Genomic DNA, 15,408 nt, shown 5'->3' with positions numbered 1-15,408 from the left:
AATCAGAATTTCGCTAGAAATTTACCTTGACTTGATTAGCAAAACTTAACTCTTGATTAATCTCATTCCGGCTTCATTTTCTTAAATTGAGATAACTAAAAAAGGTAGATTCTCTACACACTTTTCAAATCAACTAATTATTCTAAAATGAAAAAGATATTATTCCTCACAGGAGATTTTGCAGAAGATTACGAAACAATGGTCCCAGTGCAGATGCTGGAAATGGTAGGTTACGAAGTCCACTCTGTATGCCCCGGAAAGGCAAAAGGAGAAACCATCAAAACTGCTATTCATGACTTTGAAGGAGATTTGACTTATACCGAAAAGCCAGGACACAACTTTATGCTGAGTTATTCATTTGACAAAGTGAATTTTGATGATTATGTAGGATTGGCGATTGCAGGTGGCAGAGCACCCGAATACCTGAGGCTAAACCAGAAAGTTTTGGAAATCGTCAGACACTTCTTCGACACCAACAAGCCCGTTGCTGCTGTGTGTCACGGAATTCAAATTCTGACTGCCGCTGGAGTCGTCAAAGGCAGGAAGTTAACTGCCTATCCAGCCGTGGGTCCTGAGGTAACTATCGCAGGTGGAGAGTTTCAGGATATTCCTGCCACAGATGCCTATGTGGATGGTAACCTGGTCACTTCTCCGGCTTGGCCAGGTCACCCAGCTTGGATCCGCGAGTTCTTAAAAGTGCTTGGAGCAAAAATCGAAATTTGAAAAATTGTTTGGTGTAAGGTGACCGATGTCCGATGAGACTCATCAATACCCAAACTTTTCTTTATTAAAATAAGTAAAGCCAAGCATTAAGATTTCTCTAAATCTTGATGCTTGGCTCTTTCTTATCTCTTGTCTCAAATCTCCTATCTCTAATCAAGATACTTACATCTTGATACTTGCTACTATCTCAAGGTATCCACTTATTCGCTCCAAAATTCGGCTTCCGCTTTTCTAAAAAAGCATTTCTGCCCTCAATTGCCTCATCAGTGCCATAAGCCAATCGGGTTGCTTCCCCGGCGAAAACCTGCTGGCCCACCATGCCATCATCAGTAAGATTCATGGCAAACTTCAGCATTTTGATCGACGTTGGAGACTTAGCCAATATCTCCTGAGCCCATTCATAAGCTGTTGACTCAAGTTCAGCATGAGGAATCACAGCATTTACCATACCCATTTCATAAGCTTCCTGTGCAGAATAGTTTCTTCCCAAAAAGAAGATCTCACGTGCTTTCTTCTGTCCCACCATTTTTGCCAAATAAGCCGACCCGTAGCCTCCGTCGAAGCTGGTCACATCTGCATCTGTCTGCTTGAAAATCGCATGCTCTTTACTTGCCAAAGTCAAATCACAGACCACATGCAAGCTGTGCCCTCCACCTACTGCCCAGCCAGGAACTACAGCAATCACCACCTTGGGCATAAAACGGATCAGTCTCTGTACTTCCAATATATTCAATCGATGGTAGCCATCTTCACCTACATAGCCCTGTTTGCCTCGTGCTTTCTGATCGCCACCAGAACAAAATGCCCAACCACCGTCTTTTGCTGAAGGCCCCTCCCCACTCAACAAAACGACACCGATAGAGGTATCTTCCTGTGCATCGTAAAATGCATCATACAATTCAGCAGTAGTTTTCGGACGGAAAGCATTTCTTACTCCCGGTCGATTGAAAGCGATTCTGGCTACGCCATCGCACTTTTTATAGGTGATATCTTCGTATTCTTTTGCTGTAGTCCAGTTCATATCTTTCGATTTGGGTAAAAATCTAATTCTTTTGCAAGATAACAGGCTATCCTGAATTTTGAAGTCAGGTTTATTACCTTCGGGAAAGCCATTATCCAGCACATTCTAAATGTTTCAACTTACTTTCGGCAATCATACATTTCAGACCAAAGAAGACTTTGAATTGGAAAATAATGACTTTCCTGACTTTGCGAAAGCTGGTATTCAATTCTGTCACGAGTGGCTTTCAGGACAAAATTCCTTTGTGCAGCAAACCTCAGGCTCTACGGGAACTCCAAAAAAACTGGAGATAACACGGTCTCAAATGATTGCCAGTGTAAAGGCAACGCAGACTTATTTCGAAACTAATGAAAACACGCTATTACTTTGTTGTCTTGATCCAAACTACATCGCAGGAAAAATGATGCTTGTCCGTGCGATGGTTTGGAATAGCCCAATTCTGATAACTGAACCTAAGTCTAATCCTCTATTGGAAGTAAGAAATATTCCTGATTTCGTAGCAATGGCCCCTATTCAAGCAGAGGGATCTCTTCAGGATAAAACTTCGTTTGAAAAGTTGAAAAGAATAAAACATCTGATCATTGGCGGAGCACCCGTTAGTTCCGGATTAAAGAATCAACTCATCGCAAACGCTATTCAAGCTTACCAAACGTATGGAATGACTGAGACTGTTTCCCATATCGCGCTCGCGAAAATCGAATTGGGAGAATTGATCTACAGTATGCTACCTGGAGTTGAATTTGGCTTAGATGAGCGGAATACACTTTGGGTAAAATCAGCTGCAAGTAATAATGAAGTGGTGCAGACAAATGATTTGGTTGAAATGATCGATCAGCATTCCTTTCGCTGGCTGGGTAGAACTGACTTTGTCATAAATTCAGGTGGCGTGAAACTTCATCCCGAACTTTTGGAATTGAAGGCAGAAAGTACAGTTCACAGCCTTTTTCCGAATTCAGCATTTTTCTTTTTTGGAATAAAAGATGAGAAATTAGGCGAGAAATTATGCCTGGTTCTTGAATCGAATGATACAAGTCATGAAAGTTCAACTAAGCTACAACAGGCATTATTAGAGGTGATGGATAAATATGAAGTCCCAAAAAACACTTTCATTGTCCCGTCGTTTTCTAGAACAAGCTCAGGTAAAATAAACAGACCAAAAACAATTGAACTGCTATGAAGACGGCATTTTTAAGCCTTTTTCTATTCATGAATCTATCCTCAGTACAACACAAAGTGGGATCCATAGAAATTGTAATTTCAGGAACCTCTTCAGATGATGGGGTGATTCAGCTTCTTGTTTTTGATCAAGAAAAAGGTTGGCCAGAATCACTGGATGACGCTTGGCAAATTGTAACAATTCCGATAATAAACGGAATAGCCAAGAAATCAATCAGCGATGTGCCTACTGGAAACTACGCCATCACGGTATTTCATGATCTCGATGAAAATGGCGTAATCAGAAAAAACAAAGTCGGGTATCCTTTGGATTCCTTTGGTTTCTCAAATAATCCCAGCCTATTCTTTGGAATCCCTTCTTATGAAAAGTGCAGCCAAAAAGTAACTGAAGGCAAGGTCACTCGTTTCGAAATTGAACTGCGCTAAGAACTTGTAAGGTAAAAGGCCTACTTTTGCAGCAATGGAAAAGAGTAATGAGCACGCGAGCGGAATCGTAATTGAATTCGATTCAGGAATAATCCCAGCACCTTATAGTCATGTGTATAGACTGTCGCTAGATTGGAGCAGTTCTGAACTGATGGCAGAATTAGAACTACATTATACCGATAGAGAGGATCTAACGGAAGACGAAATTCTCGACGAAGGATTCACTTCAAATGACGATTTCAGCTTTAAAGGAACACTTGACTTCGTCTGGAAAAAGGTAGTTTCCATAGAATTTGAAAAAATTAAATGGAGCGGTAGGCAATTAGAAGAAGGAGGCCTTACGCTTGCAGGCATAGAAAATGGCAAACCCACTCCCTCAAAAGCTCCAGCTGATCAAGAAGCCTGGCAAATGCTAGCTCAGGATGTGATCCAGGCTATCTACGAGACCTCCAAAAAGGAGGCTCCTCTTACGGTGAACTACCGTCAGGTAACCAACGAGGAAAGTATTGATTGTTCCATCACAATGAATTTCTCGAATCGAGAGGCAATTTTCATTTCAGAAAACGAATCAAGAATCATCAACTGGGATTATGCAGTTCAGTTATTGAAATTGGTGTTCTCTCCAGACTATAACTATGAAATTGCTAAAGAAACTGCTGGAACCAAGCGTGGTTCCTATATCGAATGCGGCGATGGCTACTGGCATGAGCTTGGAAAGGGCGTAGTCAACATTGACACTTCTTTTGATGCAGTTGGAAAAATAAAAGATGGATTTGAGAATCTATTTGGAGAATAAAATCACCCCTTCTCATTGCAATTAAGAACCTGATTAAGTTAACTTTAGCGAGTTATAATCAGGTTTTTTTATGGAAAAGGGAAAGATTTTTATCAGCTACCGCCAAAGTGACACACAAAGTGAAGCAAGTAGGCTGAAAGAAGACTTAGAGGAGGTCTTCGGAGAAGAGAATGTTTTTTTCGATATAGAAACTCTAGAGCCGGGCTTAAACTTTGCAGATGCAATAGAAAAAACTATTCGTCAGAGTAAGGTAGTCTTGGTTTTGATTGGCCCTACTTGGGCAGATGTGAAAGATGATGAGGGAAATTTGCGCCTCTTCAATGAGAATGACTGGGTAAGAAGAGAAGTAGCTATGGCACTGACTATGGAAGATACCCGAGTGATACCCATCTTACTGAAAAAAGCTAGCTTGCCTACAGCGGATGGGCTTCCTGATAATATCAAATCACTCGCTGAAAAACATTGGAAGGAAATCACTATTTCCAGGTGGAGGTATGATGTGGGTGTCCTGATCAAATCTATAGAACACGTAATTCCACCAATTAAGAAACCTGAGCCAGAACCTTCTCCACGACCTAGACCAATTCCAAAGCCTCAGAAAAGCTGGTGGGCCAAAAATTACTTATGGGTTCTCATTGTTTTTATAGTGCTACTAATACTAGCACTCATTCCAGATGATGACGCCTACTACGACATGGACACTAGCGATACTGCCGGCAATCAAGTGGGTGAAGAGCTCAGTCAGCTGGATATTAACACACTACAGGAAGAAAATCCTGCTAGCAATGAAATCTATGAAAGTCTGCAACTTGAGGCTGATGCAGCACCAACTCCTACTGTTGAAGCAGGTTTTGATTATTCGGGCAAGTGGTGGCTATATGAAAATGGAATCAGATCTGGTTATTTTATAATTCATCAAAATGGCGGATATTATACATTTGACTACTATTATTTTGACAACCATGTAGGTGAAGGAACCGGGGAGTATGATGGCACTTATCTATACTCTACTTCCTTTGGCCTATACGATACTCAAGGGAGCTATAGTTTTTCGTTTGGGTCAAATACCAGGGGAGAATCTTGGGTAGGCCAGACGCAGGCCAATGGACTACTAACAAATGCTGAGCTGAGAAGGAACTAACTCCTGAGCGTCCTCAAATCGGCTCGAATATCAGAGATCATTTCACCTAGAGCCTCCAAGGTCAACGGCTTTTTCCTATCTCCCGGATTCGGAAAATCGGTACTGATAAATGCTTTTGCTTCCCATACTTCAATCACAGTTTCCCCTTTTACTTCATATGGTTTGTAGTGTTCGTTATCTGACACCAGAAACAGCTTGCCATTGTCATTTAGATAATTAAAAACCCGCTTATAGACTACCCCTTCTGTCTCGGTCACCAAGACGTAGGTCTTACCACTTTTAATATCATTCAGCTGATCCACGTAGGCTCCAATCACAATAGTGCCCGAAGTCAGTGGTAGCATAGAGTCTCCAGCAAGCTCAAAAGCTCGATACGTAGCTTGCTTAGATAATGTCGGAATCTGAAATTGCGGAAGGCTCTCCATGTATTCGGTATCCGCATAGCCATTTAGGTATCCTGCCGAAGCTTTTTGACCTACCAGCGTAATATTTTCTTTTTCATCCTCGTCACACGCAATCGTGAGGATATTAATTCCCCGTTTCTGAATCGCCTTTCTTCCTTTGCCATCAATATCATGATTCAAAAGTTCCTCCATACCAACTTTAAGCACATCACAAAGTTTACCAAGCGTTAATAGCTTTGGTTCGGATCTACCGTCCTCATAGGCAGAGATCATTGTTCGCTGCACATCCAATTGATCTGCAAGATCATTTTGAGTGATGCCCTTTTGCTTACGCAAAAAACGAAGGTTAGAAGCAAGGTATTTCATGCTGAATAAAGGTAAAAGTTATGATCTTCTCGTGTATCAGAATTAGGAAAAAACGGATTCATGCTCAGGGAACTGGCTCTTCTTCTCTCCATCCGCTGTTTGATTTCATCAATGATTTCTCCGACAGGCTTTGGCCCGTTCACCAGCAAGTAGCCATATTGTGGCTTTGCCTCATCCTCGATAAAAAATTTAACCTGGCAATTACCTGACGCTAAAGTCTTTGTGGTAATACTGATCTTTTCGTGATTTTCCATAACTTATTCATTTAACATCAGCTAAGATATAAATGTTGTTTTTATAAACATACCAATGATTGAAAAATAAACATTTTAATCTGACGTAAACTGTCAAAGTATTGCTTTAGCGCAGCACATGTAAAGGTATATGACTTATTTACTACTCAATACACCATTTGACCGCTTAGCTAATTATACCTATCTACACAGTCCATAAGTCCGTTACTTTGCTCAAGAAAAACTAGAAGTTGTGCCGATGAAACTACTGCACTCATATAGGAATTAGTTCTAGTACCAACCCAACTAGCCAGCTGTTATGAAAAACTGTTTATACCTGTTCATTCTTTTTTTAAGTATTTGCCAAGTATCTGCTCAAACTTATTCTATCAAGGGGAGAGTAAAACAAGCAGGGACAGAAATCACCATTCCCAATGCAACTATTTTGATTCAAAGTCTCCCTGACTCAGTACAAATAGACGGGATGATTTCTGATTTGGATGGGGAATTTGAAATTACCAATATCAAGAATGGGGAATATCTGCTCAAAATTCAATACTTAGGATATGAGAATCTTTTTAAGTCGATTCATGTAACTGAGGATTTAGACGTGGGTGTCTTAGGTCTAAAGGAAGAAGCAACATCTTTGGATGAAGTAACTATTAGTGCCAGACGGGCACAAGGACAGCAAAAAGGTGATACCACACTATTTAATGCTGATGCATTCAAAACTATGAAAGATGCCAGTGCACAGACCTTAATCGAAAAACTTCCCGGAGTGATATCCCAAGACGGAGGCTTGCAAGCACAGGGCGAAGCGATCACGCAGATTTTAGTGGATGGAAAGCCATTCTTTGGTGGAGATGTCAATACGGCTTTGCAAAATCTTCCAGCAGAAGTGATTCAGGGAATTGAAATTTTTGACCAAAAGAGTGATAAAGCACTACTGAGTGGATTTGATGATGGTGTGCGAATGAAAACCATTAATATCGTCACCAAACCAAATAGAAGAAAAGGCCAATTCGGGAAGACTACAGCAAGTTATGGAACTGATGACAACTATCTCGCCGGTGCAAGTATCAATTCATTTAATGAAGACCAGCGAATAACTTTCACTGGTTTAAGTAATAATATTAATGTGTTGGATTACTCAAGTGATGCAAACTCCCAGAGTAATAACCGCCCACAAAACGGAATAATCAACACAAATATCCTGGGTTTGAATTATTCAGATAATTGGGGAGAGAAAATAAAAATCAGTGGAAGCTACCTTTATAATCACCGAAAAAACATCAATCTTTCCAGCCGAGTCAGAGAATATGTAACTAGCTCTGAATCAAATCAAATCTATACTGAAGAAAGTAGAGAAACACGCACCAGTCAAGATCATCGCTTTGATATGAGGTTTGAATATAACATCAACGAAAACAATCGAATTTTATATAGACCAAGACTCTCTGCAAGCACTGAAAGGGAATCCTCCTCATTTTTAGGTCAAAGTGTAAATGAAGCCGGGCCGCTAAACCAAACAGAAAATAGCCGTACCGCCAAAAACAACGAATTTGACATGATCCACCGTCTATTTTATAGTCATAAATTCAGTAAGGAAGGACGAAGTCTGACTTTAAGTGCGAATACGGGCACTCACGCAGATAATGACGATGCTTTGCGAAGCGCAACGAATAGCTATTACCAGCCAGATGAACGTACCGAATTGATCAATCAAAAGATCACACGTGACCGATCTGGGACAGATTGGGAAACAGGCATTTCATATACCGAACCTCTCGGGAAAAATGGCCAGATGGAATTGGAATACGAAATAGGTAATCGGATAAATGATTCGGATCAGTTGACCTTTGATATTCTGAATGATCAAATAACTAACCCTGGCCTTTCTTTGGATACAACGCTGAGTAACTCCTTCGAGAGCAAATATCTTAGACAAGAAGTGGAACTAGGATACCAATACCAGTTGGAAAAATTGAAATTTCAGGCGGAGTTAGAATATCAAAACGCTTCACTGAAAAACGAACAATTATTCCCAGCCATGGAATCTTTGGATAGAACTTTCCAGAGCTTTCTTCCAACTATTAGGTTTGATTACACCATTTCTTCTAACACCAATTTCGAACTGGACTATGATACCGATGTAGATGCACCTTCTGTGGATCAACTTCAAAATGTAATAGACAACTCTAATCCTCTCCAGTTGAGAACTGGTAATCCTAGCTTAGAACAATCCTATTCAAACAGAATGAGACTTCGATTCCGCAGCAATAACCCGGAAAATGATCGCTCATGGTTTGTCTTTGCACAATACAGATTGGTAAAAGATGCTGTTTCAAATAGTACTTTCACAGCAAAGGAAGCTACAGAATTACCAGGAGGAATTATTTTGGCAAAAGGATCACAGCTTTTTAGACCGGTGAATCTGGATGGATACAAAGACTTCAGATCCTGGGTGAGTTATGGTATTCCTCTTGACTTTATCAAATCGAATTTCAACATCAACGGCGGATTCAGCAGCACCAAAAGACCCGGACAAGTAAACAACCAATTGAGCTTCAACAACTCCAAAAGGATTAGTACAGGACTTTCTCTGAGTAGCAATATCTCAGATCAGATAGACTTTAACATCTCCACACGATTTTCTTATAACGACGTAGAAAACACGCTAAACGCCAGCCTAAATAATAATTATTACAATCAACGCTCAAGACTAAATCTGAGCTGGATAATTTGGGAAGGATTTATCTACAGATTGGACGTAAATCATCAGCTGAACTCTGGTCTTTCTGAAGGTTTTGATGCCAATGTAGTACTTATGAATATGAGCTTAGGCAAAAAAGTATTCGCAAACCAACGAGGGGAAATTTCCTTGAGCGTATATGATCTGCTAGGACAAAACAGAAGTGTCTATAGAAATGTAACAGATGCCTATGTGGAAGACGGACAAAACAATGTCATGCAGCGGTACTTCATGCTTTCTTTCTCATACAATATCCGCCACTTCAATAAAGGTACGGACATGGATGACTACAACGAAATCTATAACGATTAACCAAAAACGGCTGATGAATAATTCATCAGCCGTTTTTGGTTAATCTAAAAGGATTTCGCATTCTGCGATACAATTACGACAGGCATCTGCACATCTGGTGCAGCTTTTATGTTCATGCTTTTCGCATTCCTTAGCGCAATTATAGCAGACATCTATACATTGCTGCATGAGTATCGCTCTATCTAGCGAACTGCCTTCAGATGCCGCAATGCAGTCTTTACAGGCATCAATACTCCTTTCACAGAACTTTATACAATCCTGCATCTCAGGTCGGTTGATGCAAGATGCAATACAAGTAGTACATGCTTCAATACAACGCTCGCATGATACGATAAGGTTATTTTTAATCATGGTTACTGGACTCATAAGAATTAATGTTTGGTTGAAGAAATGATACATAGTAGTCTCTTGACGAATATCCAAAACCAGTTAAAAGGTCTGATTCTTTGTCAATCAATTTTTTATTACTGTAACCCTAATTCAAATAACTTGCCACTCATAAATCCGCATTTTGAGGAAAATAGGCTAATTCTTTTGCAATAAACCTATAGAACAACAAAACTATATGAGGCATTAATTTCACAAATTGCGGATATTAGAAACATAGAAATTCAATTAAAACTGAGGATTCAGAAACTTTCCTAACCGAATTTCAATTTGCTTACTAACTATAAGCAATCACCTATTTTGAAAACAACCATACCCTACTCGCTTCTCGATCTTGCCATAATTCGTGAAGACTTTGATGCCAAAGACGCTTACGAAAGAAGTCTCAAAATCGCCCAGCATGCTGAGCAACTCGGCTACACTAGAATGTGGCTGGCCGAGCATCACAACATGGCCAATGTTGGCAGCTCATCTCCTCAGATCCTGATTGGATATCTGGCCAATGGTACTTCTAAAATCCGGCTGGGTTCGGGCGGAATTATGCTACCTAATCACAGTCCACTCATTATAGCTGAGCAGTTTGGAACGTTGGCGACTCTTTACCCAAACAGAATTGATCTAGGTCTCGGAAGGGCTCCCGGCACCGATCAGACTACTGCGACTGCGCTACGAAGAGGCAGACATGAGTCGGTACAAGAATTCCCTAGCGATCTAGACGATCTTCAACGTTATTTCTCTGAAGATAACATCGACTCCAAAGTCCGCGCATTTCCGGCTGAGGGTTTAAACATCCCTATTTATCTTCTAGGATCTAGCATGAGCAGTGCAGTGCTAGCTTCGCAACAAGGATTGCCTTATGCATTTGCTAGCCACTTTGCTCCTGGCTACTTAATCAATGCATCAAAATACTATCGGGAAAACTTCCACCCTTCAGCACAATTGTCACAACCATACTTTATTTCTTGTGTAAATGTGATAGCTGCAGATACCGATGAGGAAGCATATTATTTGGCTACTTCATTTTACCAGACCGCTTTGGGAATCATACGCGGAAAATCTTATCCTATGAAAAAACCAGTGAAGAGCATGGAGAATATCTGGAATGAAGCCGAAGCTGCTGCCATACAGAATATGATGGCATGTACTTTCATAGGTACTAAAGAATCCCTCAAACCACAATTTGAAAGCTTCTTCAAGCAGGTAGAGGTGGATGAACTCATGGTGTCTTCGAATATTTATGATCCGGAGAAACGGTTGAGATCACTGGAAATCACAGCAAAAGTATTAGGATAAAATTCAATCTAAGATATTGATTCTTTTTGGCTATTTTGGATACTAAACCCCTAGTAGTGCTACCCAATTTCAAAACATACCTAAGCGAAAAAAGTGATCTTACAGAATCCGCTGTCGACGAAATACTGAAAGAAATAAGAGTAGAAACCATCCAAAAAGGTGAATTTCTACTTCGTGCTGGGAAAATTTGCAAACATGCTTTTTTCACCGAAAAAGGACTTCTGAGAGCATTCACTGCCGACGAATCCGGAAAAGAGCACATCATTCAATTCTCTCCCGAAAACTGGCTCACCTCGGATCGAAGCAGTATGTATTTCAACGAACCTTCGGATCTTTTTATCGAAGCTATTGAAAACAGCACTGTCGTATTCATGGGTGATGAGTTTATGGATATGGTATCGGGGATGAGTCACAAATTCCAACAAGCAAATGATCGGGCACTCCAAAGTCATATTCGCCAACTCCAGCAGCGAATCAACCAACTGCTTGGAGCTACGGCGGAGGAACGGTATCTTACTTTCATCCAAAAATATCCCGATCTACTGCTTCGCGTACCCCTTTGGATGATCGCATCCTACTTGGGGATCACACCCGAATCACTGAGTCGAGTAAGAAAGGATCTCGCAAAGAGAAACTTCACTACCTGAAGCGATCTTACCATACATCAAGGTGTGAGAAATAGGGCTTGCCGATATTTGTTTATCATTTAAACAAACTACATCATGGCAACAAAGAACGTAGAAATTATAGTCAACCCACCTGCACCGCATTTTGTAGGAGATGGATTCAGAGTTCACAATTTCATCCCAAGTGGATATCATTTGGATATGCAGCGCATGTCTCCTTTTATCATGCTGGATTACAATTCCAAGTTTCATTTCCCCCCTTCTACAGAACCAAAAGGAGTTGGAGTACATCCGCATCGAGGTTTTGAAACTGTGACTATTGCCTACAAAGGAAAAGTAGCCCACCATGACAGTTCTGGAAACAGCGGAGTAATCGGAGAAGGTGATGTGCAATGGATGACTGCGGCTTCTGGTATTTTACATAAAGAATACCATGAAGAAGAATTTAGCCGCACTGGAGGAGAGTTCCAGATGGTACAACTCTGGGTGAATCTTCCGGCTAAGGATAAGATGAGTCCTCCTAAATATCAGGGGATCACCAATGATCAAATTCAGAAATTTGCACTTGCTGATAATGCGGGAGAAATCGAAGTAATCGCGGGAGAGTATCAAGGATTGAAAGGTACTGCAAACACATTCACCAGGATAAACTTGATGAATGCAAAATTGAATAAAGGCGGTGTAGCAAACTTCACCTTCCCTGCACATTTCAATACGGCAATATTGGTAATTGAAGGCTCTATTGAAGTCAATGGAAAGGAAGAAGTCGCAACCGATAAATTCGCTTTATTTAAAAATGAAGGAGAAACCTTCCATATCAAAGCCAGCGAAGATGCAGTTGTTTTGATTCTGAGCGGTGAACCGATTAATGAACCAATTGCTTCGCATGGCCCATTTGTAATGAATACGAAAGCGGAATTGATGGATGCATTCAACGACTTCAATGTCGGAAAATTCGGCTATCTGGAAGATTGATCTCTAATTATTAAAGTTGCAAAAGCCTCTGAATCATCCTGATTCAGAGGCTTTTCTAATGCAGAGGTTTGAACGTGTTTTAACGAGAGTGTTTTCAATTTTTTCCACAGTAGAGTATCTGATAAAAGCTCTCTAACAATTTTACTCATCCGCCAAACTATCCACCGGATTGCCCAATGCGGCTTTTACTGCTCGATATCCAACAGTGCCAGCAGTGATTAAAAGTGAAACCGCAATTACGAATACATAAAGTCCGAAAGGAACAGAAGTTTGATAAGCGAAATTCTGGAGCCATTGATCTGTGAGATAATAACCAACTGGCACTGCTATCGCAAAAGCAATAAATACCAGTAAAATGAACTCCTTTGAAAGTAAGAAAGTAATCTGTGGTACCGATGCGCCGAGAACCTTTCTGATACCTATTTCCTTGAGCTTCTGGCCTACTAGGAAAGATATCAAACCATATAATCCAATCGAAGAAATCACAATCGAAAGGATTGCGAAGATTTTATAAACTAGTGCCAATTGATTTTCTCTCCTGTAAAAATTAGCAATTGTTTCATCTAAAAAAGATCCTGAATAAATCGCATCTGGATAGACGTTCTTAAACTCGTCTTCAATACTAACCAGCGTTTCATTTCCTGCATTTTTATCAAGTTTCAAACCTAAAACTCCGTACTGCGATTTCTCAGTGGCGATGATAAAAGGCTTGACTTCTTCCCGAAGCGAGTTTTGCGCAAAATCCTTCACCACTCCCGTGATCGTCATCCAAGGTTCTCCTCCACCAATAGTAATCGCCTTTCCAATCGCATCTTCTACACTTAATAGATTAAGTTTCTTGGCCATAGTCTCATTGATTACAGCCTCTTTCAGCGTATCACTTTCAGAAAAGCTACTCCCCGCCACGAACTGTAACCCATAGTTATCAAAGTAATCAGCGTCTCCATACTTCAGTGAAGTCATAAATTGAACGTCTTCTCTTTTTCCGTCAAACCAGAAGTTCGATGACCAGTTGTTATTGGAAGATGGCACATCGCTTGACACACTTACAGTTTTGATCTGAGAATTGGATTTTAACCGCTGCTTCAGTACATCCAACCTTCCATCTTTTTCTTCATCACCGGGAATATCAAAATAGTAAACGGCATCCTTCGAAAATCCCAAATCTGCTTCCTGAATTTCTGTCATTTGCTTTACGGCAATCACCGTGGCTATCATCAAAACCTGTGCGATGACAAACTGCATCACCACCAGACTTCGTCGAAGTGAAACTCCACCAATTTGAGCCACTTGAATCTTATTTTTCAATGCTTGAATCGGCTGAAATCCTGACAAAATCAACGCTGGATAAAAACCTGAAAGTAAGGTAACTCCTAAAATAATTGCAGTAGAAAACAGCAAAAACGACGGTGTGACTAACTTGATTGAGTCTGGAACCTCCCCCACTTTACTTAAATATGGAAGCAAAACAGTGGCCGCAACGGTAGAAATGATCGCCGAGATAAACACCACCATAAAAGTCTCACCATACGATTGGCCAATCACCTGAAGCCTGCTCCCTCCCATGACCTTACGAATACCAATTTCCTTGCTTTTGCCAATTGCCTGAGCAGTAGAAAGATTTACAAAATTAATTGAAGCCATGATCAAAATAAAAATCCCGATCAACCCCAAAGTATAAATCGTAGCTTTTCGGATCATTTCCCCGCTGATAGGATCAAAGCGATTGTCAAAATGAATGTCTTCCATCGCCTGGAGGAAAAATAACTTCTTCGAAGTGCCTCTATCTTTGTAATTCTTCTCGGCAAAAGTCACTAGCTGTTGATCAATCTGAACTACGCTGCTTGACTCAGGTAGCATCACGTACAATTGAAAATTACTTGAAAAACTTCCCCATTCGTCAAAATAGTATTCAAATACATCTTCATTGCTTTGAAGTGTTTTATAAGAAGCAAGCATGTTAAAACGGAAATTACTGTTGTCTGGAATATCCGCTACGATTGCTCCTACGGTAACCTCAATACGTTTTGACAAAAGCATTGCTTTGCCAAAGGCATTCTCCCAAGTCCCAAAAAGCCTTTTTGCTTCCGTTTCTGTGAGCGCTACCTGTCCGGGCAGATCTAATACCTTCAGATCACCTGCCAAAATTTCCACATCGAATAACGAGGAATAGTCACTTGCTGTAAAAAAAGCATCTTCTATTACAAAATTATTTTCGCCCGTGTTGGTAACAGCCTTTTCAGTAGTGATGAAGACAGTGGAATTGACTACTGGAACAATAGCTTCTATGCCTGAAAGATCCGTTTGCAATGCTTCGGGCACGGGTGGTGAGACACCCGGCGTGTAATCCATACCATCTGAATATTCATCCTGAGTCACCACACGATAAATCCGCTCTGAATTAGACTGAAAATTATCAAAGCTGAGCTCGTAGCTCACTACTGTGAAAAGCAAAAAAGCAGCAGTGATTCCTAAGGTCAATCCAAAAATATTGATCAGCGTCACATGCTTGCCTTTCTTTAGATTTCGCCAAGCAATTTTAGAATATATTTTCAACATAGGTTGGTAATTTATGCATGTCAAAGCAGAGATTTTGCTTAAGGTCATACATTCCTATCCAAGACCAAACCAGAAAAAACAGGCTTTTCTAAGCAAGGGAACAAGCTTTTACTATGGGCTTTCAAAATATTCCGAACATTTTTGTGCGATTTCGGGCGATGAGCGTGAACATAAATATCGAATTGGTTCGACAAAATGATATCTAAATTGTCTATTCA

The 15,408-nt window shown here is 40.5% G+C and carries 14 protein-coding genes; 9 read left to right on the top strand and 5 right to left on the bottom strand.

The window, feature by feature from the left end:
• Window positions 1-147: 147 nt before the first annotated feature.
• Window positions 148-723, top strand: a complete 576-nt coding sequence (locus U3A58_RS05575) for a DJ-1/PfpI family protein (RefSeq protein ID WP_323822412.1) — start codon at window positions 148-150, stop codon at window positions 721-723.
• A 187-nt stretch (window positions 724-910) separates the two neighbouring features.
• Here U3A58_RS05575 and U3A58_RS05570 read toward each other — a convergent pair whose 3' ends face one another.
• Window positions 911-1,744, bottom strand: a complete 834-nt coding sequence (locus U3A58_RS05570) for a 1,4-dihydroxy-2-naphthoyl-CoA synthase (RefSeq protein ID WP_323822411.1) — start codon at window positions 1,742-1,744, stop codon at window positions 911-913.
• A 109-nt stretch (window positions 1,745-1,853) separates the two neighbouring features.
• Here U3A58_RS05570 and U3A58_RS05565 point away from each other — a divergent pair, with 109 nt between their 5' ends.
• The 4 genes from U3A58_RS05565 to U3A58_RS05550 all read left to right on the top strand — a co-directional run bounded on the left by U3A58_RS05565 (window position 1,854) and on the right by U3A58_RS05550 (window position 5,283).
• On the top strand, window positions 1,854-2,921 hold the full coding sequence (locus U3A58_RS05565) for an AMP-binding protein (RefSeq protein ID WP_323822410.1): 1,068 nt from the start codon (window positions 1,854-1,856) through the stop codon (window positions 2,919-2,921).
• 29 nt (window positions 2,922-2,950) lie between these two features.
• Window positions 2,951-3,346, top strand: coding sequence for a DUF2141 domain-containing protein (locus U3A58_RS05560; RefSeq protein WP_323822409.1), 396 nt, complete (start codon window positions 2,951-2,953; stop codon window positions 3,344-3,346).
• Window positions 3,347-3,380: 34 nt separating this feature from the next.
• Window positions 3,381-4,142: a hypothetical protein gene (locus U3A58_RS05555; RefSeq protein WP_323822408.1), complete on the top strand. Its 762-nt coding sequence runs from the start codon at window positions 3,381-3,383 to the stop codon at window positions 4,140-4,142.
• Between the two features lie 70 nt (window positions 4,143-4,212).
• Window positions 4,213-5,283, top strand: a complete 1,071-nt coding sequence (locus tag U3A58_RS05550; RefSeq protein WP_323822407.1) for a toll/interleukin-1 receptor domain-containing protein — start codon at window positions 4,213-4,215, stop codon at window positions 5,281-5,283.
• Here the strand turns inward: U3A58_RS05550 and U3A58_RS05545 are convergent.
• Entirely contained in the window at window positions 5,280-6,053 is a 774-nt protein-coding gene (locus tag U3A58_RS05545) for an XRE family transcriptional regulator (protein WP_323822406.1), read from the bottom strand. The genes U3A58_RS05550 and U3A58_RS05545 overlap by 4 nt on opposite strands.
• On the bottom strand, window positions 6,050-6,307 hold the full coding sequence (locus U3A58_RS05540; protein ID WP_323822405.1) for a hypothetical protein: 258 nt from the start codon (window positions 6,305-6,307) through the stop codon (window positions 6,050-6,052). Before U3A58_RS05540 ends, U3A58_RS05545 begins: the two co-directional genes overlap by 4 nt.
• A gap of 298 nt (window positions 6,308-6,605) precedes the next feature.
• On the opposite strand from U3A58_RS05540, the gene U3A58_RS05535 reads away from it, so the two are divergent.
• The gene (locus U3A58_RS05535; RefSeq protein WP_323822404.1) at window positions 6,606-9,350 is read left to right on the top strand and encodes an outer membrane beta-barrel protein; all 2,745 of its coding nucleotides are present in this window, start codon (window positions 6,606-6,608) and stop codon (window positions 9,348-9,350) included.
• A 39-nt stretch (window positions 9,351-9,389) separates the two neighbouring features.
• Here the strand turns inward: U3A58_RS05535 and U3A58_RS21920 are convergent, their stop codons facing one another.
• A complete protein-coding gene (locus U3A58_RS21920) occupies window positions 9,390-9,701 on the bottom strand; it encodes a four-helix bundle copper-binding protein (protein WP_465038357.1) in 312 nt (103 codons plus the stop codon).
• Between the two features lie 336 nt (window positions 9,702-10,037).
• On the opposite strand from U3A58_RS21920, the gene U3A58_RS05530 reads away from it, so the two are divergent.
• The 3 genes from U3A58_RS05530 (at window position 10,038) to U3A58_RS05520 (ending at window position 12,631) form a co-directional block, all read left to right on the top strand.
• The gene (locus tag U3A58_RS05530) at window positions 10,038-11,030 is read left to right on the top strand and encodes an LLM class flavin-dependent oxidoreductase (RefSeq protein ID WP_323822403.1); all 993 of its coding nucleotides are present in this window, start codon (window positions 10,038-10,040) and stop codon (window positions 11,028-11,030) included.
• 56 nt (window positions 11,031-11,086) lie between these two features.
• Complete coding sequence (locus tag U3A58_RS05525; protein ID WP_323822402.1) at window positions 11,087-11,677, top strand: Crp/Fnr family transcriptional regulator; 591 nt, start codon at window positions 11,087-11,089, stop codon at window positions 11,675-11,677.
• Between the two features lie 75 nt (window positions 11,678-11,752).
• Complete coding sequence (locus tag U3A58_RS05520; protein WP_323822401.1) at window positions 11,753-12,631, top strand: pirin family protein; 879 nt, start codon at window positions 11,753-11,755, stop codon at window positions 12,629-12,631.
• Between the two features lie 141 nt (window positions 12,632-12,772).
• Here the strand turns inward: U3A58_RS05520 and U3A58_RS05515 are convergent, their stop codons facing one another.
• Window positions 12,773-15,190, bottom strand: coding sequence for an ABC transporter permease (locus U3A58_RS05515; RefSeq protein ID WP_323822400.1), 2,418 nt, complete (start codon window positions 15,188-15,190; stop codon window positions 12,773-12,775).
• Between the last annotated feature and the right edge of the window lie 218 nt (window positions 15,191-15,408).

The sequence above is a fragment of the Algoriphagus persicinus genome (assembly GCF_035156415.1).
Classification (GTDB): Bacteria; Bacteroidota; Bacteroidia; order Cytophagales; family Cyclobacteriaceae; genus Algoriphagus; species Algoriphagus persicinus.
Note: the sequence above shows the minus strand (reverse complement) of the source record. Positions and strands in the feature narration are given on the sequence as shown.